The sequence below is a fragment of the Streptomyces sp. NPDC047971 genome, assembly GCF_040653355.1.
Classification (GTDB): domain Bacteria; phylum Actinomycetota; class Actinomycetes; order Streptomycetales; family Streptomycetaceae; genus Streptomyces.
Genome location: NZ_JBEZNW010000016.1, coordinates 34227 through 54450, shown reverse-complemented (window position 1 = coordinate 54450; position 20224 = coordinate 34227). Strand labels below are relative to the sequence as shown.

Annotated in this window: 15 protein-coding genes and 1 pseudogene; 11 read left to right on the top strand and 5 right to left on the bottom strand. The window is 72.6% G+C overall.

Going from position 1 to position 20224, the window contains the following annotated elements; genetic code table 11:
• The first annotated feature begins 148 nt into the window (after positions 1 to 148).
• The 4 genes from AB0D99_RS17235 to AB0D99_RS17220 all read left to right on the top strand — a co-directional run bounded on the left by AB0D99_RS17235 (position 149) and on the right by AB0D99_RS17220 (position 8213).
• Entirely contained in the window at positions 149 to 2791 is a 2643-nt protein-coding gene (locus AB0D99_RS17235; protein ID WP_362361990.1) for a protein kinase, read from the top strand.
• A 167-nt stretch (positions 2792 to 2958) separates the two neighbouring features.
• Entirely contained in the window at positions 2959 to 4578 is a 1620-nt protein-coding gene (locus AB0D99_RS17230) for a serine/threonine-protein kinase (RefSeq protein WP_362361987.1), read from the top strand.
• A gap of 153 nt (positions 4579 to 4731) precedes the next feature.
• Positions 4732 to 6360 carry a succinic semialdehyde dehydrogenase gene (locus tag AB0D99_RS17225; protein WP_362361984.1) on the top strand — a complete coding sequence of 543 codons (1629 nt, stop codon included), beginning with the start codon at positions 4732 to 4734 and terminating at the stop codon, positions 6358 to 6360.
• Positions 6361 to 6401: 41 nt separating this feature from the next.
• Positions 6402 to 8213, top strand: coding sequence for a GMC family oxidoreductase (locus tag AB0D99_RS17220; RefSeq protein WP_362361981.1), 1812 nt, complete (start codon positions 6402 to 6404; stop codon positions 8211 to 8213).
• Positions 8214 to 8931: 718 nt separating this feature from the next.
• Here AB0D99_RS17220 and AB0D99_RS17215 read toward each other — a convergent pair.
• Positions 8932 to 9231, bottom strand: a pseudogene (locus AB0D99_RS17215) (chorismate mutase); the annotation flags it as partial.
• A gap of 315 nt (positions 9232 to 9546) precedes the next feature.
• Between AB0D99_RS17215 and guaA the strand changes: the two are divergent.
• From guaA to AB0D99_RS17195, 4 genes are all read left to right on the top strand, one after another.
• The gene (gene guaA / locus AB0D99_RS17210; RefSeq protein ID WP_362361978.1) at positions 9547 to 11139 is read left to right on the top strand and encodes a glutamine-hydrolyzing GMP synthase; all 1593 of its coding nucleotides are present in this window, start codon (positions 9547 to 9549) and stop codon (positions 11137 to 11139) included.
• Between the two features lie 175 nt (positions 11140 to 11314).
• The gene (locus tag AB0D99_RS17205; protein ID WP_362361975.1) at positions 11315 to 12103 is read left to right on the top strand and encodes a class II aldolase/adducin family protein; all 789 of its coding nucleotides are present in this window, start codon (positions 11315 to 11317) and stop codon (positions 12101 to 12103) included.
• Positions 12104 to 12250: 147 nt separating this feature from the next.
• Positions 12251 to 13480, top strand: a complete 1230-nt coding sequence (locus tag AB0D99_RS17200) for a hypothetical protein (RefSeq protein WP_362361972.1) — start codon at positions 12251 to 12253, stop codon at positions 13478 to 13480.
• 124 nt (positions 13481 to 13604) lie between these two features.
• The gene (locus tag AB0D99_RS17195; protein ID WP_362361969.1) at positions 13605 to 14129 is read left to right on the top strand and encodes a DoxX family protein; all 525 of its coding nucleotides are present in this window, start codon (positions 13605 to 13607) and stop codon (positions 14127 to 14129) included.
• Here AB0D99_RS17195 and AB0D99_RS17190 read toward each other — a convergent pair.
• Positions 14039 to 14299 (bottom strand): hypothetical protein, encoded by a 261-nt coding sequence (locus AB0D99_RS17190; protein ID WP_362361966.1) that lies wholly within the window; start codon positions 14297 to 14299, stop codon positions 14039 to 14041. The genes AB0D99_RS17195 and AB0D99_RS17190 overlap by 91 nt on opposite strands.
• A complete protein-coding gene (locus AB0D99_RS17185) occupies positions 14286 to 15641 on the bottom strand; it encodes a PspC domain-containing protein (RefSeq protein WP_362361963.1) in 1356 nt (451 codons plus the stop codon). Before AB0D99_RS17185 ends, AB0D99_RS17190 begins: the two co-directional genes overlap by 14 nt.
• A gap of 174 nt (positions 15642 to 15815) precedes the next feature.
• On the opposite strand from AB0D99_RS17185, the gene AB0D99_RS17180 reads away from it, so the two are divergent.
• Positions 15816 to 17084: a PspC domain-containing protein gene (locus tag AB0D99_RS17180; protein WP_362361960.1), complete on the top strand. Its 1269-nt coding sequence runs from the start codon at positions 15816 to 15818 to the stop codon at positions 17082 to 17084.
• The gene (locus AB0D99_RS17175) at positions 17081 to 17788 is read left to right on the top strand and encodes a response regulator transcription factor (protein ID WP_362361957.1); all 708 of its coding nucleotides are present in this window, start codon (positions 17081 to 17083) and stop codon (positions 17786 to 17788) included. The genes AB0D99_RS17180 and AB0D99_RS17175 overlap by 4 nt, the downstream gene beginning before the upstream one ends.
• 87 nt (positions 17789 to 17875) lie before the next feature.
• On the opposite strand, the gene AB0D99_RS17170 is transcribed toward AB0D99_RS17175, so the two are convergent.
• Together AB0D99_RS17170 and AB0D99_RS17165 are read right to left on the bottom strand one after the other, a co-directional pair.
• Entirely contained in the window at positions 17876 to 18283 is a 408-nt protein-coding gene (locus AB0D99_RS17170; protein WP_362361954.1) for a DUF3291 domain-containing protein, read from the bottom strand.
• A gap of 81 nt (positions 18284 to 18364) precedes the next feature.
• The gene (locus AB0D99_RS17165) at positions 18365 to 19453 is read right to left on the bottom strand and encodes an NlpC/P60 family protein (RefSeq protein ID WP_362361951.1); all 1089 of its coding nucleotides are present in this window, start codon (positions 19451 to 19453) and stop codon (positions 18365 to 18367) included.
• A 346-nt stretch (positions 19454 to 19799) separates the two neighbouring features.
• On the opposite strand from AB0D99_RS17165, the gene AB0D99_RS17160 reads away from it, so the two are divergent.
• Positions 19800 to 20153, top strand: coding sequence for a hypothetical protein (locus AB0D99_RS17160; RefSeq protein WP_362361948.1), 354 nt, complete (start codon positions 19800 to 19802; stop codon positions 20151 to 20153).
• Positions 20154 to 20224 lie beyond the last annotated feature (71 nt).

Below are 20224 nucleotides of genomic sequence, written 5' to 3'. Positions count from 1 at the left end.
GGACCGTACGCAGCCGAACAGAGCCGTTAACTGCACGGGCCCGGATCGGAATTGACGGTTTCGACTGATCCATGGGATCCCCAGAGCTGAACGGGATGCCACGGGGTAGCCGGGACCAGGGGGACAGCGCGCTCGGTGGGGAGGCGTCGTGGAGGAGTACGCGGGAAGGGTGCTCGCCGAGCGCTACCGCCTGCCTCTGTCCTCCCCGGACGCGCACGAGCTCGTGGAGACACGGGCCTTCGACACCTACAGCGGCCAGGAAGTCCGGGTGCGACAGGTGCCGTTGCCCGAAGTGGTCGACGCCGAGTTCCTCGACGCCGACGGCTCCGGCTACCGACCGGACCGCGGCCACGGCGGGGCGACCCGCAGGCCGGCCGATCCCGCGGTGCGACGCGCCGTCGAGGCGGCGCAGGCCGCCGCGCAGATCCCCGACCACCCGCGCCTCGACCAGGTCTTCGACGTGTTCGCGGAGGCCGGTTCCTTGTGGATAGTGAGTGAACTGGTCGACGCGAGGCCGCTGGCCGCGCTGCTCGCCGAGCGCCCCCTCTCCCCCTACCGCGCGGCCGAGATCGGCTCCGACGTCCTGACGGCCCTGCGCGCCCTGCACGCGCACGGCTGGACCCACCGGAACATCACCACCCGGACCGTGCTCGTCTGCGACGACGGCCGCGTGGTGCTGACCGGCCTCGCGGCCGGTGCGGCCGAGGAGGCGCTGTGCGGCTACGCACCGGTGCCGCTCGCCGAGGAGGACGAGGGCGCGGCCGGTTCCGGTCACGCGTCGTCCGGGGAGCCACCCGCGGTCGGGCCCTCCGCGGGGGAGGCCCCCGCCCCGGGCACGGTGGTGCCGGGGGCGCGCGGGGGCACGGAGATCACGGCGGACTCGCGCCCCGAGCTGCCGGGGCCGGCCGCGGCCCCCGCCACGGGAGACGTACGGGCGGCCCGCGCCGGTGCCATCGCCGCCTACCGGGCGGGAGCGCGCGCCGCGGCCCGCACCGGCGACACCGGGGCCGTCCCGGTGCAGCGCTCGACCCCCGAGCCGGAGCCCGAGCCCGACGGGCCGCCCGCGCTTCCCCCGGCTCCCGCCCAGGGACTGGGCCCGGAGCCGCACTGGTGGTCCCAGGCCGCGGACGAGGACGACGAGGACGACACCGACGACGAGTACCCGTACCGGAAGGGGTACGGGACCGAGGGCGGCGGGCCGCGGGCCCTGCTCACCGGATCCTGGAGCGACGGCCCCCACGCCTCGCGCGACGGCGCGGGTCCCGTACCCGCGGGCGGCGGCTCCGTTCCCGGCCCGGCGCTCCCCGCCCTCCCCGCGGGATACACCCCCGCGTCCGCACCCCAGCCGCCCGTACCCGTACCGGCACCCTCCTCCGGAGGCTGGGGCGACCCCGCCGAGGCGACCGGCCCCGCGAGCGTCTACCGAGGGCCGGCCACCCGTCTGGCGGGCGAGCGGGCCCGCCAGGCGCGGATCGCGGTCGTCGGCGCGGTCACCGAGCGCTGGGCGCCCGAGCAGGCGGGACCGGTCCACGAGAACTGGCGGCTCGCCCCGCCGATCGGCCCGGCCACCGACCTCTGGGCGCTCGGCGCGCTGCTCTACCGCGTGGTCCAGGGCCACGCCCCGTACCCCGAGGACAACGCCGCCGAACTGGTCCAGCTCGTGTGTGCCGAGCCACCCGCGTTCGCCGAGGAGTGCGGCCCGCTGCGCCCGGTCGTCGAGTCCCTGCTCCGCCAGGACCCCACCGAGCGCCCCGACTTCGAGGAGCTGAGCGGCTGGCTGCGCTCGCTCGTCCGGTCCGCCCCGGAGCCCGAGGCCGGACAGGGGATCGTTCCGCTGCCCGCCGTGGACGCCACCCGGCTGCCCGTGGTGCGCCGCCGTGGTGAGCTCGTGCGCAGGCGCCGCGGGAGTGCGGCCGGTGGCCGGCACCGTCACAGGAAGGGCAAGGAGCCACGGAGCGTACGCCCCGGCCGTCGTGAGGGCCGCCGCGAGGACCGGCGGGCGGAGCAGCGTCACGACGCACGCCAGGAGTACTTCCACGAGGAGCTTCCGCAGCGCGCGCCCCGGGCGCCGCGAGCGACCGGCGGTGCCGGCTCCCCGCGCGCCCTCGGGCGCACGCTGCTGCTCCTGATCTTCCTGCTGCTGGCGGGCGCGGTCGCGTACGCCGTGCTGTTCATGCCCAAGGAGGGAGCCGAGGGCGAACAGCCCGTCGGCAGCTCCTCCGACCGCCCCACCGGGCAGCGGTCCACGGCAGGTTCCGCGCCGCCCGCCACACCGAGCCCCGAGCCGAGCGCCGCGCGGACGACCCCGCCGGCCGCCGAGCCCAGCACGCCCGCCCTCGCCGCCGGTTACACCCTGCGGAAGGACCCGGAGGGCTTCCAGATCGGTGTGGCCGAGGGCTGGCGGCGCAGTCCGATCAACGACGCCGGCCAAGTCCGCTACACCGGCGGTGATTTCACGCTGATCGTCGTCCCCGGCCGGGACACCGTCCAGGCCAACGGCTCCGACCCGATGGCGTACCAGCGCACCAAGGAGCGTGAGCTCCAGCCGTGGCGGGATTCCTCCTGGTCCAGCGCCTCGGGGCTGCGCAGGATCGATGTCGGCCAGCAGGCCATGGCGGTGGGCCAGTTCACCTGGCAGGACACCACCGGGCGGGATGTCTTCGTCCGCAATCTCGCCCTGATCCACGGCGGGCGCTACCACGTGGTGCAGGTCATCGGCCCGGAGAGCGAGCGGGACAAGGTCTCGGAGATCTACGACCAGGCCGTGAAGGCGTACCGCGCGACTCGTTGAGCTCGCAACGAAAGCCCCTGGTTCGCACGGGACGAGCCTCGCATACGTGGCCGAAAAGCATCGGTCCTCGTCGGGCTGGTCACAGTGCTGTTCCTTTGCCCGCCCCGATGTTCCGTACCCCCACTTCCCCTCCGTAACCTGGCATCTGAAGGAACAGGCGGGGGACAGTGGAACATTCACAGAGTGCGGACACCGCGGCGGGGCTGCTGCTCGCCGGTCGTTATCGGCTGGCCGAGACCATCGGCCGTGGTGGCATGGGCAAGGTCTGGCGGGCGCACGACGAGGTCCTGCACCGGGTGGTGGCGGTCAAGGAGTTGACGGCGGGTCGGTTCGTCGCCGAGGCCGACCGGCTGGTTCTCCACGCCCGTACGCAGAAGGAGGCCCGGGCCGCGGCCCGGATCACGCACCCGGGCGTGGTCACCGTGCACGACGTGCTGGAGCACGACGACCGGCCGTGGATCGTGATGCAGTACGTCGACGGCCCCTCGCTCGCGGACGCCGCGAAGGAGGCGGGCACGATCGAGCCCGCCGAGGCGGCCCGGATCGGCCTGCACGTCCTCGGTGCGCTGCGTGCCGCGCATGCCGCGGGCGTCCTGCACCGGGACGTCAAGCCCGGCAACGTCCTGCTGGCCCGCGACGGCCGGGTCCTGCTCACCGACTTCGGCATCGCCGCGATCGAGGGCGACTCCACGATCACCCGGACCGGTGAACTCGTCGGCTCCATCGACTACCTGGCGCCCGAGCGGGTGCGGGGCGGGGACCCCGGCCCGGCCTCCGACCTCTGGTCGCTCGGGGCGACGCTGTACACGGCGGTGGAGGGAACCTCGCCGTTCCGGCGGACCTCGCCCATCAGCACCATGCAGGCCGTGGTGACCGAGGAACCGCCGCACCCGGGCAAGGCCGGCGCGCTGGCCCCCGTGATCGTGGCGCTGCTCCGCAAGGACCCGGCGGACCGGCCGGGGGCCGACGAGGCGGAGCGGATGCTGCTCGACGCCATGGAGGGCCGTACGCCCCAGGCCGCGCAGGCGTACGTGCCGACGCGGAGAGTGGGGCGGGAGGAGCTGGCCTCCGCGACGGCCCGCATCCCCGAGCAGGAACCCACGCCCACGGCCACCCCCGTCCCCACGGCCACCCCCACCGTCGTGCCCCGGCCCGGAGCGACGGCGCCCAAGGGGCGCGGCCGGTGGCGTTCGGCGGTCCTGGCGGCCGTCCTCGCCGGCCTGGTCGCCGGTGGAGCCGTCTTCGCCGCCATGCACTACTCCGGAGGCGGCAAGGCCGCGGACGCCGGTCAGAGCACGCAGCCCGAGGTGACGCAGCCCGCCGACGAGGAGGCCCTCCCGGCCGGCTGGCACCGCGTCGAGGACCTCAAGGGCTTCAGCCTGGCGGTCCCCAAGGGCTGGAAGCGCCAGACCGAGGGCGACAGCATCGACTACACGCCGGACAACGGACGCCACCGGATCCGGATCAGCATCGATCCCACGCCCGACTTCGAGAACCCGTACATGCACGTGCTGGATCTGGAGAAGACGCTCAAGAAGCGCATGAACTACCAGAAGATCAAGCTGAACCAGAACACCTACCGCGACCAGGTCCGCTCGGCCCGGTGGGAGTTCACCTGGTACGAGAAGCAGGAGTTCCCGGGCCCGAGACACGCCATCGACCAGTTGTACTTCGCGGACGACGGCACCGAGTACGCCATCTACATGGCCTCGCCGGAGTCGAGCTGGGAGACCACCCGGGAGCAGTTCGACATCGTTCTCCAGCACTGGCGGGCGCCGGGCGACTGACCGGGCGGCAATCCGCGAAATCGCCCTCCCAGCCGCCGTAAGCCGCTGATCAGGGCTTATGTGCCAGCGATCGCTGGCGCGATTGTGCGCACCCGGTGAAAACGCGTTACCGACGGGTACCCAAAGGGCGGAATGCGGCCTACTCTCGCCCTCATGACGGACTCGCAGGCACTCGCCACCCCGGCCACCGCCGCCATCGGCACGAACCCCCTCGCGCCCTCCCCGGCCGGTGTCCGCACCGCCGCCGACGTGGTCACGCCGGAGGTGGTCGCCCAGCTGACCCGCGGAGTGGTGGGCTCCGGCCGCACCGCGAACCACACCCCCTTCACCGGGGAGCGGCTGGCCGAGCTGCCCGAGTCCACCCCCGACGACGTCGCCGAGGCGTTCACCCGCGCCCGCGCCGCCCAGGCCGCCTGGGCCGCGCTCCCCGTCCGCGCCCGCGCCGCGGTGCTCCTCCGCTTCCACGACCTGATCCTGGAGCGCCAGGCCGAGGTCCTCGACCTCATCCAGCTGGAGACCGGCAAGGCGCGACTCCACGCCCACGAGGAGGTGCAGGCGGTCGCCGTCGCCGCCCGCCACTACGGCCGCAAGGCCCCCTCCTACCTGCGCCCCAAGCACCACACCGGCGTCGTGCCGACCCTCACCAAGGTCACCGAGCTGCGCCAGCCGCGCGGTGTCGTCGGCCAGATCGCGCCCTGGAACTACCCGCTGGAGCTGTCCGTCGGCGACGCGCTGCCCGCCTTCGTCTCGGGCAACGCCGTCGTGATGAAGCCGGACACCGAGACCGCGCTCACCGCCCTGTGGGCCCGTGACCTGCTCATCGAGGCCGGGCTGCCCGCCGAGGTCTTCCAGGTCGTCATCGGTGAGGGCCCGGTCGTCGGCCCCGAGGTCGTCAAGCACGCCGACTACGTCTCCTTCACCGGCTCCACCCGCACCGGCCGCGAGGTCGCCCGGGGCGCCGCCGCCCGGCTCGTCGGCGTGACCCTGGAGCTCGGCGGCAAGAACGCCATGCTGGTCCTCAAGGACGCCGACATCGAGAAGGCCGCCGCCGGAGCCGTCCGCGCCTGCTTCTCCTCCGCCGGACAGCTCTGCATCTCCATCGAGCGCCTCTACGTCCACGAGTCGGTCGCCGACGACTTCGTCGCCCGTTTCGCCGCCCGCACGAAGGCGATGCGGCTCGGCAACTCCCTCTCCTACGGCGCCGACATGGGCTCCCTCGTCGGCGAGCGGCAGCTGGAGACGGTCAAGAAGCACGTCGAGGAGGCCGTCGCCAAGGGCGCCACGCTCGTCGCCGGTGGTGTCGCCCGCCCCGACATCGGCCCGCTGTTCTACGAGCCGACCATCCTCGACGGCGTCGAGGCGCCGATGGCCGTCTGCTCCGAGGAGACCTTCGGCCCGGTCGTCTCCCTCTACCGCTTCACGGACGAGGACGAGGTCGTCGAGCTGGCCAACGCCACCCCGTACGGCCTCAACTCCTCGGTCTGGACGAAGGACTCCCGCCGTGGCCACGCGGTCGCCGCACGGCTGCGCACCGGCACCGTCAACATCAACGAGGGGTACGCGCCGGCCTACGGCAGCGTCCAGGCGCCGATGGGCGGGATGAAGGACTCCGGTCTCGGCCGGCGCCACGGCTCGGAGGGCATCCTCAAGTTCACCGAGGCCCAGACCGTGGCCCAGCAGCGGCTGATCCCGCTCGCCCCCTCCTTCGGGATGGACGACGAGAAGTACGCCGCCTTCATGAGCCTGTCCCTGAAGGCGATGAAGGCCCTGCGCCTGCGCTGACCGCACTGCCCGATTCCGCACCCTTTCGTACGAGGAGAGCCATGACCGCGGTACCCCCTTCCCCAAATCAGGAGCAGGAAGAGGACGACGCGTACGACTACGACGTCATCGTCGTCGGCTCCGGCTTCGGCGGCTCCGTCACGGCCCTGCGTCTGACGGAGAAGGGCTACCGGGTCGGCGTCCTGGAGGCCGGGCGCCGTTTCGCACGGGCCGAGCTGCCGAAGAACTCCTGGGACCTGAAGAACTTCCTCTGGGCCCCGGCCCTCGGCCTCTACGGCATCCAGCGCATCCACCTGCTGGGCAATGTCATGGTGCTGGCGGGCGCCGGTGTGGGCGGAGGCTCCCTGAACTACGCCAACACCCTCTACGTGCCGCCCGCGCCGTTCTTCAACGATCCGCAGTGGAAGAACATCACGGACTGGCAGGAGGAGCTGACGCCCTACTACGACCAGGCCAAGCGGATGCTGGGCGTCCGGATCAACCCGACGACGACTCCCTCGGACGTCCATCTGAAGGCCACCGCGCAGGCCATGGGGATCGGCGACACCTTCCACCTGGCGCCGGTCGGCGTCTTCTTCGGCGACGGCGACGATGCCGACGGGACGGCGAAGGCGAAGCCGGGCGCCGAGGTCGCCGACCCGTACTTCGGCGGCGCCGGTCCGTCCCGCAAGGCATGCACCGAGTGCGGCGAGTGCATGACGGGCTGCCGTCACGGTGCCAAGAACACCCTCAACGAGAACTACCTCTACCTCGCCGAGAAGGCGGGAGCCGTCGTCCACCCCATGACGTCGGTGATCGCCCTCACCGAGGACTCCCGGGGCGGCTACGCCGTCAGGACCCTCCCCACCGACGACAAGAAGAAGGGGAAGGGCCGCACCTTCACCGCCCCGCGGGTCGTCGTCGCGGCCGGGACGTACGGGACGCAGACGCTGCTGCACCGGATGAAGGACACCGGGCTGCTGCCCCGGATCTCGGGCCGGCTGGGCGAGCTGACCCGCACCAACTCCGAGGCACTGGTCGGCGCGCAGACCACCGACCGGCGGTACCGCAAGAAGCACGGCGCGCAGAAGGTCGACTTCACGCGCGGTGTGGCGATCACCTCCTCGATCCACCCGGACGAGAACACCCACATCGAGCCGGTCCGCTACGGCAAGGGCTCGAACGCCATGGGCGGCATGACGATCCTCCAGGTGCCCTACGGCGCGCACCGGGTGCGGAGCTGGTTCCTCAACATGGCGAAGCACCCCACGCTCGCGCTCCGGGCGCTCTCGAACCGCCGCTGGTCGGAGCGGACCATCATCGGCCTCGTCATGCAGTCCCTCGACAACTCCCTGACGACCTTCCGCAAGCCCGGCGGCATCGGGAAGGGGCTCCTCACGGCCCGCCAGGGCCACGGCGCGCCCAACCCGAACCAGATCCCGGAGGCGACCAAGGCGGCCTCCCTGCTCGCCGAGGAGCTCAACGGCTTCGCCGGCTCCAACATCGGCGAGCTGATGGGCACCCCGCTCACGGCGCACTTCCTCGGCGGCTGCCCGATCGGCGCCGACGCCGAGTCCGGTGTCATCGACCCGTACCACCGGCTCTACGGACACCCGGGCATCTCGGTCGTCGACGGTGCGGCGGTCTCCGCGAACCTCGGGGTCAACCCCTCGCTGACGATCACGGCCCAGGCGGAGCGCGCGATGTCGTTCTGGCCGAACAAGGGCGAGGAGGACCCGCGGCCGGTCCAGGGCGAGGCGTACGCGCGACTGGCGGCGGTCGCTCCGAAGTCGCCGGTGGTCCCCGCGGACGCCTTCGGCGCGCTGAAGCTGCCGTTCCTGGGGATGCCCGCCGTCCCGCCGAAGAAGTCGTAGCGGGAGAGGACATGGAAGAGGCGCTGCACCCCCCTCCGAGTGCAGCGCCTCTCCAGCTTCTGGGTGGTGCTGCATAGATGACCTGTGGCCAGGGGGATTGGTTGTAGGCGCCGGACGGAAATGTCATGTGACGCGCGTCACGTCGAAGATCTCGTACGCGAGGGCCCCGTCGCGCGATTCCGGTCGCGCGACGGGGCCCTCGGAGATCGGCACCGGTGACAGGGCAGCTGCGGTGCCGAGGGGAGCGGCGCCGGGGGGTTGCGCCGCGTGTGTGGTGAGGAGGTGCGGTGGGACGGGGGTGTGGGTGTCTCGCATCGTGCTGGACGGGTGCGGCCGGGCATCCGTCGTGCCGGTTGCGGTCGGCCCCGGGCGTCCCCGGGGCCGACCGCCCTTTCTGGGTGACCGGGCTGCTGTCCCCTGCCGTCCGGTCACGCGCGCTGGGGCGAGGTCCCACGACGTACTTGCGGTACGTCACACGCCCCAGCGAAGCCACGCGTGGTTTTTTCGGGCCCGCCCCTGGCTGGCACGGACACCGGGACCAACGAAGGGGTACGGGAGCCGGTCACGCGCCGTACGGGTGAGAGCGGGCCCGAACGCAGATGCGGGGACGCACCCGGATACGCGAGCGCACGCCGATCCGCGAGCGCGCTCACCGCGCGGCGCGGGCGCCACACCCGCCCGCGCCCGCACGGACGCGCGAGCGCACCGGCCCGCGCGCTCAGATGCGGCCCCGGCAGAGCTCCAGCATCGTCATCGCCAGCGCCGTACCGGGCTTGCCCAGCGCGTCCCTGTAGTGGCCCAGCACCTCCATCTCGCGGGCGAGGTTCACCCGGCGCCCGCCCGAGCCGATCCGGGCCTCCTGGATGACGGCCGAGACGGCCATCCGTTCCTGGATCAGGCCGATGATCCGGTCGTCGAGCGCGTCGATGCGCTCACGGGCGTCGCCGATGAGCGCCGCCGCCTCGTCGGTGCGGGCGCCGGTCTTCTCGGTGTGGGTCAGGGCGGTCATGGTGGTGCTCCTCGGGGTGTCGGTGTCGGCTGCCCCGGAGTGACACGGCCCGGAAACGACAGAACGCCCCGGGCCTTGTCGGCCCGGGGCGCCTGGGAAGTCGCTTGTCAGCTAAGCAACACGACCATGGCAGCCGGACGGGCCGGTGCCATAGGTAAAGACGAAGGTCGTGAGCTTGCGCATGGCGACAGTATGGACCCCCGTCCGGTGGCGGGACCAAACCGGGTTCGGATGGTGAGACGAAAAGCGACTCCGGCGCGCCGGTAGAATCGACAAATAGCCCCCTTCGGGGGACCCCCTCCCTACCGCCGGAAGGCCGCCGTAGTGTCATCAGCGACTCCCGCTGCCGCGCCCGACGTCACCAACCCGGACGTAGTCCTCGTTGTCGACTTCGGCGCCCAGTACGCCCAGCTCATCGCCCGACGCGTCCGTGAGGCGCGGGTCTACAGCGAGATCGTCCCGTCCACCATGCCGGTGGCCGAGATGCTGGCCAAGAACCCGAAGGCGATCATCCTCTCCGGCGGCCCGTCCTCCGTGTACGCGGAGGGCGCCCCGCGCCTCGACCGCTCGCTCTTCGAGGCCGGTGTCCCCGTCTTCGGCATGTGCTACGGCTTCCAGCTGATGGCGACCACCCTCGGTGGCACCGTCGACAACACGGGCGCCCGCGAGTACGGCCGTACGCCGCTGCACGTCTCCAAGGCCGGATCGACCCTCTTCGAGGGCACCCCGACCGAGCAGTCCGTGTGGATGTCGCACGGCGACGCCTGCTCCGCCGCTCCCGAGGGCTTCGCCGTCACCGCGTCCACGGACGTCGTCCCGGTCGCCGCCTTCGAGAACGACGAGAAGAAGCTGTACGGCGTCCAGTACCACCCCGAGGTGCTGCACTCCACGCACGGCCAGCAGATCCTGGAGCACTTCCTCTACCGCGGCGCCGGCATCGAGCCCAGCTGGACCACGGGCAACGTCATCGAGGAGCAGGTCGCGGCCATCCGCGCCCAGGTCGGCACCAAGCGCGCCATCTGCGGTCTCTCCGGCGGCGTCGACTCCGCCGTGGCCGCCGCGCTCGTGCAGAAGGCCATCGGCTCGCAGCTCACCTGCGTCTACGTCGACCACGGTCTGATGCGCAAGGGCGAGACCGAGCAGGTCGAGAAGGACTTCGTGGCCGCCACCGGCGCCAACCTCAAGGTCGTCGACGCGCAGCAGCGTTTCCTCGACGCGCTCGCCGGCGTCTCCGACCCGGAGACCAAGCGGAAGATCATCGGCCGCGAGTTCATCCGCGTCTTCGAGCAGGCGCAGCTGGAGATCCTCCAGGAGGAGGGTCCCGAGGTCGCCTTCCTCGTCCAGGGCACGCTCTACCCGGACATCGTCGAGTCCGGCGGCGGCACCGGCACCGCCAACATCAAGTCCCACCACAACGTGGGCGGCCTCCCCGACGACATCGAGTTCGAGCTCGTCGAGCCCCTGCGCCAGCTGTTCAAGGACGAGGTCCGCATGGTCGGCCAGGAGCTCGGCCTGCCGGAGGAGATCGTCCAGCGCCAGCCGTTCCCCGGCCCCGGCCTCGGCATCCGCATCGTCGGCGAGGTCACCAAGGAGCGCCTCGACCTGCTGCGCGACGCCGACGCCATCGCCCGCGAGGAGCTGACGGCCGCCGGTCTCGACCGCGAGATCTGGCAGTGCCCGGTCGTGCTGCTCGCCGATGTGCGCTCGGTGGGTGTGCAGGGCGACGGCCGCACCTACGGCCACCCGATCGTCCTGCGCCCCGTCTCCTCCGAGGACGCCATGACGGCGGACTGGACGCGGATGCCGTACGACGTCCTGGCGAAGATCTCGACCCGGATCACCAACGAGGTCGCCGATGTGAACCGCGTGGTGCTCGACGTGACGAGCAAGCCGCCGGGCACCATCGAGTGGGAGTAGTCCTCCCGGTCACTCCGTAGTCCGACGAAGCCGCCGCCCCGCAGTCCGGGTGCGGCGGCTTCGCCGTGTCCGCCGCCCGGGGTGTTCCGCCGGGTTCGGCGAATTCCTCGTCCTCGTCGTCTTCGGTGTGTGATCGCTCTGGTCAGTTGCGCGGTCCGGCGTTACCTTCCCGCGCATGAGCGAGACACCGGCCCCCGTACCCGCCGACCGGCTCCGCGTCGCGATGCCTCCCGTCCACGGGACCGTCGAGGAGGAGCGGACGTACCGCAAGCGGAGACTCGCGGGCGCGCTCAGACTCTTCGGGCGGTTCGGATACGAGGAGGGCGTCTCCGGTCATGTCACCGCCCGGGACCCCGAGCACGCCGACTGCTTCTGGGTGAACCCCTTCGGCGCGCCCTTCGAGGAGGTGACGGCGAGCGACCTCGTCCTGGTCGACGGCGACGGGCGGGTCGTGCTCGGCGGCGCCCCGGTCAACCAGGCCGCCTTCGCCGTCCACGCCGAGGTCCACCGGGCCCGGCCCGACGTCGTCGCCGTCGCGCACAGCCATTCCACCTACGGGCGGGCGCTGGCCGCCCTCGGCGAGATGGTCGAGCCGATCACCCAGGAAGCCTGCGGCTTCTACCGGGACCACGCGCTCTACGACGCGTACACCGGGGTGGCCGTCGACCGCGAGGAGGGACGGCGGATCGCCACGGCCCTCGGGCCGTACAAGGCGATCGTGCTGCGCAACCACGGTCTGCTGACCGTCGGGACCTCGGTCGACGCGGCCGCCTGGTGGTTCATCGCGATGGAGCGCTGCGCCGAGGTGCAGCTGGCGGCGCGCGCCGCGGGCAAACCGGTGCCGATCGGGCACCGGGAGGCGGTGGCCACCCGCGAGCAGCTCGGCACCGATCTCGCCGCCTGGATCAACTACCAGCCGCTGTGGCGCAGGATCAGCCGAGCGGAGCCCGAACTGTTGTCGTAGAAGCAGGTCTTGGCTGTCCTTACGTCAATGTGATGACGCTTCAATCACTCTCGCGCGGGGCGCGCGGAGCACTCGGGAGGCTCCCCGGTGCGGCACAATTCCCTTACATCAACGGCCAGTTGACGGATGGATCGGGAAGTGGGCGCCGTGGCGGTGCAAGAGGCGAGACAGTGCGGTGACCACGCGGGATGCGCACAGGGCGGGCGCGCGGGTCACCGGCGTGCCGTCGCCGCCTTCCTCGCCCGACGCGACGAGCTCGCCGCCGGCCACGGGGTGCCCGCGGCCGTCGCGCACTCGCCCGTCGCCTCCCGCCAGTGGGTCTCCGACGAACTGGCCCAGTCGGCCCGTGCCGTCGCCGCGCGCGGCCGCGAGGCCGGCGACGCCTGGCACCGGCGGGTCAGGCACGCCACCCTCGGCACCGTGTGGGGTGCGGTCCTCGCGCTGCTCCTGGGGCAGGCGCTCACCGCGATCGGCACGGGCTGGACGGGGGCGCGCACGGCCGCGCTCGTCGCCGCGCTCCTCCTCGCGGTCCCGCTGACCGGCGCCGCCCACGCCCACCGGGCACGCGGCGGAGTCCTCGCCCCGCTGATCGGGGAGGACAACCGGCTCTCCACGTCCCGCGCGGTCGCGGCCTGCTGGCTGCTCTTCGCCGTCTACACGGTGCTCTTCCTGACGCTGCGGCTGGCCACCGGAGCCCACCCTGCCGGTCTCGGGATCTCCCACGGCGCCGGGCTGACGGCCGTCTTCGCGCTGACGGCGGCGGTCGCCGTCGCCACCCGCCGGATCGTGTGGGCCCGGGTCATGGCGCAGAGCCTTCAGAAGGTCCGCGCCGACCGTCCCCGCGCGGCCGACCTCCTCTGCGACGACAACGGACGCGCCTGCCCCACGGACCTCGCCTACCTCGCCGTCTCCGGCGTCGCCCTCGCCCTCGGTGCCGTGCGCCTGGGGAGCGCACCCGACCGGCTGCCCGGCCTGCCCTGGTACCTGGTGCTCCTGGTCGCCACCGCGGCGGCCTGCTCGCTCGCCGCGAAGTGCGTCGAGGGCGGCCGGCCCGCCGTCTTCTCCGTCGTCCGCTCCCGCGAGGCGGGCGATCTGGACGCCCCGATCCGTACCGGCGACGACATCGAGATCCGCGGGGCCGGTTTCGTACCGGCCGGCGCCGCCGGGCCGGACCCGTTGACCCGACTGGTCGTGCGCATCGGATCCGTCCACGCCCATGTCCCGCTGGTGCCCGTCCCGGGCGGCTTCGCCAACCCCACGGACACCTCCCTGACCGTCCCGCTGCCCGTGGACGTCGAGCCGGGACGGGTCGAGGTGTGGGTGGTGACGGCCTCGGGCGTGGAGACCAACCGGGTCACGATCGACGTCGTCGACTGAGCCGATCGGGCTCGCCTGAACTCCCGACGCGTTCCTCGCGTATCCCCACACAGGGGGTCCGAGGACAATCGGTTCTGCGGACGGACAGCGGCGCGGGAGAGGCAGGTCGACGATGTCGGAACGAATGCACGGAACGACCGGGACGTACGGGAACGGTGGCCACGGACGGTCGGCCACGGGGCTCGCCGGCTGGAAGGAGACCGGCTCGCGGTACGCCCTGCTGCCGCTGAGGCTCTTCCTCGGGATCACCTTCGTCTACGCCGGGATCGACAAGCTCACCGACTCCGCCTTCATGTCCGACACCGGCAGCGGGTCCATCGGCGAGATGATGCGCGGCGTCCGGGACACCTCGGCGATCCCGGCCATGGTGGACATGGCCCTGAACAACCCCGTCGGCTTCGGCTACGCCATCGCGTTCGGGGAGCTCGCCGTCGGCATCGGGACGCTCGTGGGCCTGTTCGCCCGGCTGGCCGCACTCGGCGGGGCGTTGATCTCCCTCAGCCTGTGGCTGACCGTCAGCTGGCAGGTGAACCCGTACTACTACGGGAACGACCTCGCCTATCTGATGTCCTGGCTGCCGCTCGTGCTCGCCGGAGCCGCGTACTTCTCGCTCGACGCCCTGCGCGCCGAGCGACGGCGCACACGGTAGGCGACCCAGGTCGCCAGGGCGGCCACCCCCAGACCACCGAAGAGGACCGGGGCCACCTCGTACCAGGGGGTGGTCCAGGCGCCCGAGGCGTCGCCGGCGTACATCGCGGTGAGCGCGAGGGCGGTCGCGCCGGCGATCAGCCGGCCGGGGCGGAACTCATGAAGCAGCACGGGTGACCTCCACCTGTCCGAGACCGACCTCCAGCGAGAGGTCGACCGTACCCGCCGGGACGGTGCCCTTCGGCGGGGCGAGCGTCCGGGTGACGTCGCGGTCCGGCGCGATGTCGATGTCGCCGGGAGCCTGCTGGGGCAGCTGGAGATCGCCCAGTCCCACCTGGGCCCGCAGCTTCACGGTGACGTTCTCCGGGACGATCACCTCCAGCTTGCCGGCCCCGACGTCGGCCTCCGTGCCGACGGTCTCCCCGGCGGGCACCACGAGGCGGGAGAGATCGAGCGTGCCGACGCCCGTGCCCAGTTCGTACCGCGGCTGTACGGCGGCGACCGACGCGGGCTCCCAGGTCGTGCGGACCCACTCCGTGGAGATCTCCTTCGGCAGCGCCGCCGCCACCGCGAGCAGTCCGGCGGTGACCACGGTCAGGAAGATCGTGCCGAATCCGGTCCGGCCGAGGAAGCTGCTGACCACCAGGCCGAGACCGAACACGCCCAGGGCGGCGACCAGGCCGATCTGCAGGGCCGTGCCGAGCGGATGCGTCTCCCAGGACAGGCCCGTGCCCAGGCCGCCGGCGAGCAGCGCGAGCAGGAAGACCGGGCCGCCGATGGAGCGCGGGCCGCGCCGGACCGCCGAGGCCGCCGGGCCCCGCCCGGCACCGCCGCCGTCCGTGCCCCACCGGCTTCCGGGCTCCGGGATCCCGCCGTTCTCGAACCGGCCGTCCCCGTCCACCGCACCGTGCGGGCCCCAGAGGTAGCCGACGGCGATCCTGCCGGTCGAACCGTCCTTGACGATGGGGTCCTTCCACCAGGACGGGAACTCCACCAGCGGCGGTGCCTTCGCCTCCGGTGGTGCCTCCGCGACCGCCTGCGCCGTCGCCGCGTCCACCCTTCCCTCGGTGTCCCCGCCGACCACCTGCATGCGTCGCTGCGACCAGACCGCCGCCCCGCACACCGCTATCGACAGCATCATCGCGAACGCCAGCGTCCCGCCGTTGCCGAGCATCGAGAGGAAGACGCCGCAGCCGACCAGGGCCATCAGCACGGCCGCGAGCGCCGCCCCGTCGACCCGGCCGGACAGCAGCCTGCGGCCCTCGTTCTCCTCCTCGCCCGCGAGCGGGAGGAGCAGCCACGCGAAGCCGTAGAAGATCAGCCCGATGCCGCCGGTCACGGACAGCACGCCCACCGCGATCCGGAAGATCACCGGATCGAGATCGAAGTGCCGGCCGAGGCCGCCGCAGACACCGGCCACGACCTTGTGCCGCCGCGAGCGCCGCAGGGGCGCGACGGGCGGGGCCCCCGTCGCGGGCGGGGCCTCGTGGTGAGAGGGCGTCGAACTCGTCATGCGTCCATGGTGACGGCCGGTGCCCCGCCGCGGCACCGGGACCGACCCTGGCCCGACCCTGATATTCCGCGGACGTTCGACCCCGAGGGAGCCCCGGGGGGTCGTGTACTTCTCGGGGCGATCTCAGGGCAGACCCTGATGTCCGCGCCCGGCCGGACGTGTGACGATCGGTCCATGCCCGCAACCGCCCGTGTCACCGAGACCGACGAACCGCCCGTGCGCAAGCTCTACCGGAGCGCCGACGGACGGTGGCTCGGTGGCGTCGCGCGCGGCCTCGCGGGGCATCTGGGGCTGCCCGTCGTCTGGGTCCGGGCCCTGTTCGTGGCCCTGCTCCTCGCGGACGGCCTCGGCGCCCTGCTGTACGCGGTCTTCTGGATCGTCGTCCCGCTCGGTGTCGGCGGCCGCTCCACGCCCCGGCCGGTCTTCGAGACCACCGCCGACGGCCGGCGCAGGCTGCGCAAGCCGGACCGGGGCCAGGTCTTCGCGCTGATCGCGCTCGCGATCGGCGCCGCGATCTTCGCGGGGAACATCGACTGGGGCAATCGGACGGACCGCTACGTCTGGCCGACGCTCCTGATCGGCGTCGGGGTCGTGCTCGTCTGGCGACAGGCGGACAACGCCCGCCGGGCCAGCTGGACCGAGACCGGCCGCCGCAGGCGCGCCCTGCAACTGGCCCGCGGTTTCGCCGGAGTCGCGCTGGTCGGCATGGGGCTGGCCGTCTTCATGGTGGTCCGCGGCTCCGCCGCCCAGCTGGGCACGGCGCTGACCGCCGCGATCGCCGTTCTCACCGGCATAGCGCTGCTCGCCGGGCCGTGGCTGGTGCGGATGTCGCAGGACCTCTCCGAGGAGCGCACGATGCGCATCCGCGCGCAGGAGCGCGCCGAGGTCGCGGCCCATGTCCACGACTCCGTGCTCCACACGCTCACGCTGATCCAGCGGAACGCGGACGAGCCCGGGGAGGTGCGCCGGCTCGCCCGCGCCCAGGAGCGGGAGCTGCGGAACTGGCTGTACAGGCCGGAGGGCACGGGCAAGGACGAGGCGGAGGAGCCGGAGACCCTCGCCGAGGCGGTGAAGCGGGCCGCGGCAGAGGTCGAGGACAAGCACGGCGTCCCGCTGGAGGTCGTCGTCGTGGGCGACTGCCCGCTCGACGAGAAGCTGGTGGCACAGATGCAGGCCGCACGCGAGGCGATGGTCAACGCCGCGAAGTACGGTGGCGAGGGTGGGGCGGTGCAGGTCTACGCGGAGGTCGAGGGCCGTTCGGTCTTCGTCTCCGTACGGGACCGGGGGCCCGGCTTCGACCTCGATTCCGTACCCGCCGACCGGATGGGCGTACGAGAATCGATCATCGGCCGGATGCAGCGCAACGGCGGTTCGGCCCGGCTGCGGTCGGTGCCGGGCGGAGGCACCGAAGTGGAGCTTGAGATGGAGAGGGCGGACGCATGAGCGACGAGACCGGAACCGGGACGACGGGGACGCCGACCGCGGAGCGCCGGGTACGGGTCGTGCTCGTCGACGACCACCGGATGTTCCGCACGGGTGTGCAGGCCGAGATCGGCCGGACCGATGTGACCGGGGTCGAAGTGGTCGGTGAGGCGGCCGACGTCGATCAGGCGGTCACGGTGATCACCGCCACCCGCCCGGAGGTCGTCCTGCTCGACGTGCACCTGCCGGGTGGCGGCGGGGTCGAGGTGCTGCGCCGCTGCGCGAGCCTGATGGCGGCGGCCGAGGACCCGGTGCGCTTCCTCGCGCTCTCGGTCTCCGACGCCGCCGAGGACGTGATCGGCGTGATCCGGGGCGGCGCGCGGGGCTATGTCACCAAGACGATCACCGGCACCGACCTGGTCGACTCGATCTTCCGGGTCCAGGAGGGCGACGCGGTGTTCTCCCCGCGCCTGGCCGGCTTCGTGCTCGACGCCTTCGCCTCCACGGACGCCCCGCCGGTGGACGAGGACCTCGACCGCCTCACCCAGCGGGAGCGCGAGGTGCTGCGCCTGATCGCCCGCGGGTACGCGTACAAGGAGATCGCCAAGCAGCTCTACATCTCGGTGAAGACGGTCGAGTCGCATGTCTCCGCGGTCCTGCGCAAGCTCCAGTTGTCCAACCGGCATGAGCTGACCCGCTGGGCGACGGCCCGCCGACTGGTCTGAGGCGCCGCCGCGAAGGTGCCTCCGCCCGACGCCGAGGCGCCGGGCGGATGCGCCGCCGACTGGTCTGAGGCGCCGGGCGGAAACGCCCTAGGAACCCGGGCGCTTCGCGGCCTCCTCGGCGAGCCGGCGCCTGGCCTCGGTCCAGTCGATCGGCAGCCGGTCCACCGGGACCTTCCAGAAGGTGAAGGTGGAATCGCGCATCGTCGTGCGCAGGCCGCCCATGATCGAGCGGTGGGGCTCGGTGCGGGCGTAGGCGTAGAGGGCGTCGCGGTCCTCCCACGCCGAGAGGGTGTAGAAGGTGCGCTTCAGCGGCTGGGCGATCAACGAGGCGCCCAGGGCGCCCGGCGCCGACTTCACCTGGCGCCAGGCGCTGAGCGAGCGGAGGAAGAACCGGGGGACGTCCTTCAGGGAGCGCACCTCGAAGCGCGAGGCCATGACCTGCGCCTCGGTGCCGGGGCGGGCCTGATTCGGGACGGTCCAGGGGAGGGTGGGCACGGCAGGTCCTCTCCACGATTGGATAGTGGCACTACCCATAGTAGATAGCGCCACTATCCAAAGGTCAAGGGATGACCGCTCTCACGCCACCCGCGTCGCCCCCGCGAACGGCATCTCGTCGATCGGCGCCACCCGGATCGGGCTGCCCGGCCGGGGCGCGTGGATCATCTGCCCGCCGCCGATGTACAGCCCGACGTGGCTGATGCCGGAGTAGAAGAACACCAGGTCGCCCGGGGCGAGTTCGGATCGCGACACCCGCTGCCCGGCGTTGATCTGCGTATACGTCGTACGGGGCAGCGACACCCCGGCGGAGCGCCAGGCGGCCTGCGTCAGGCCCGAGCAGTCGTAGCCCGACGGGCCCGTCGCCCCCCATACGTACGGCTTGCCGAGCTGGTCCCTGGCGAAGGCGATCGCCTGGGCGGCCCGCCCGTTCGGCGCCGCCACCGGTCCGCGCCCGTCGCCGGCCCGGTCCGCCCGGGCCCCGTCCGTACCGGCGAAGCCTCCCGAACCGTCGCCGCCGCGCCCCGAGCCGGTCGCCGCCGCCTCGTACCGCGCCCGCTCCTCGGCGGTCAGTCGCGCCAGCAGCTTCCGCGCCTCGTCGAGCTTGCCCCGCACGGCCGACTTCTGCCGCCGCAGCTCGGCCTCGTGACCGCGCAGCCGCGTCAGCCGCTCCGTCGACTCGGCGTGCAGCTGCCGGATCCCGGCGAGCTCACGCCGTACGGAGGTGACCGCCGTCGCCTGCCGCTCGCCGGCCTTCTCCACGAGCGCCGCGCGCGCCAGGTACTCGTCCGGGTCCGAGGTCAGGGCGAGCTGAACGGCCGGATCGAGACCACCGGAGCGGTACTGCGCGGCGGCCGTGGAGCCGAGCGCGTCACGGGCGGTGTTGAGACGCTCGGTCCTGCGGGCGGCCTCGTCGCGCAGTCGGTCGAGCGCGCCCCGGGCCTCGTCCGCCTTCTCCTTCGCCCCGTTGTACTTCTCGGTGGCCACCTCGGCCTCCTGGTACAGCCGGTCGACCTTCGCCTTCACCTGCGCGGGGGTGAGCCTGGGCTCGGCCTGCCCGGATCCCTCGAAGACGGTCGCCGTGGCCGCGGAGGCGAGGGCGAGCGTGGCGGCGGTCCGTACCGCCTGGCCACCGAGGGGTGAGTTCCTGGGCTTGCGGTGAGCTGCCACGAGGGCGGGTCACATCCTCTCCCTGTGGGGGTCGATGCCCACCGGGTCCGGCGATGGACCGCACAGGGGAGACGGCCCACCGCCGGATTTCTCGGCGGGGGCGGCCGACGGCCGTCGGGAGGACCGACGGTGGTGGGGAGCCGGCCACCTGGAGGAGGACGCTAAACCTGGCCGTCACGGCAGGGCGGGGAGTTGACAGCTATTGGCGTCAGTTGGCGCTCCGGGACCGTTCGCTTCCGCGGCCCGCGGCGGGTGGGTGCCGCATTCCGGCCCGCCCGTGACCGATGCGCCGGACCGGCTGGACCCGGCCGAACAGCGGTGCTAGGCCCCGGTTAGGCTCCGCCTCATGGACGTACTCATCAATGTCTTCGTCGCCCTGCACATCATCGGGATCGCCTCGCTCCTCGGCGGATTCCTCACGCAGATGAAGGCGATGGGCGCGGGTACGGCCCGCTTCGTCCCGGCCATGCTGCACGGCGCGCTGACGATGCTGATCACCGGAATCGCCCTCGTCGGCCTGAACCAGGCGGACGACCAGGCCGTCAACAACGTGAAGATCGCGATCAAGATGGCGATCCTCGTCGTCATCCTCGGCCTCGTGTACGTGAAGCGGGACGAGGAGCAGGTCTCCAAGGGCCTCTTCGGCGCGGTCGGCGGTCTGACCGTGGCCAACATCTTCATCGCGACGCTCTGGACCTGACGGAACCGGGGCCGCCGCCGGAGGCGCCCGGCCCCTCACCCGCCGGAAACCGGCTTCCGGCGCCTCGGAGC

What these genes read in the sequence shown, in the direction of transcription:
- AB0D99_RS17205 (WP_362361975.1), top strand. Translation starts at nt 11,315, where the DNA reads ATGAGCGAGACACCGGCCCCCGTACCCGCCGACCGGCTCCGCGTCGCG.
- AB0D99_RS17160 (WP_362361948.1), top strand. Translation starts at nt 19,800, where the DNA reads ATGGACGTACTCATCAATGTCTTCGTCGCCCTGCACATCATCGGGATC.
- AB0D99_RS17185 (WP_362361963.1), bottom strand. Translation starts at nt 15,641, where the DNA reads ATGACGAGTTCGACGCCCTCTCACCACGAGGCCCCGCCCGCGACGGGG.
- AB0D99_RS17225 (WP_362361984.1), top strand. Translation starts at nt 4,732, where the DNA reads ATGACGGACTCGCAGGCACTCGCCACCCCGGCCACCGCCGCCATCGGC.
- AB0D99_RS17220 (WP_362361981.1), top strand. Translation starts at nt 6,402, where the DNA reads ATGACCGCGGTACCCCCTTCCCCAAATCAGGAGCAGGAAGAGGACGAC.
- AB0D99_RS17175 (WP_362361957.1), top strand. Translation starts at nt 17,081, where the DNA reads ATGAGCGACGAGACCGGAACCGGGACGACGGGGACGCCGACCGCGGAG.
- AB0D99_RS17180 (WP_362361960.1), top strand. Translation starts at nt 15,816, where the DNA reads ATGCCCGCAACCGCCCGTGTCACCGAGACCGACGAACCGCCCGTGCGC.
- AB0D99_RS17195 (WP_362361969.1), top strand. Translation starts at nt 13,605, where the DNA reads ATGCACGGAACGACCGGGACGTACGGGAACGGTGGCCACGGACGGTCG.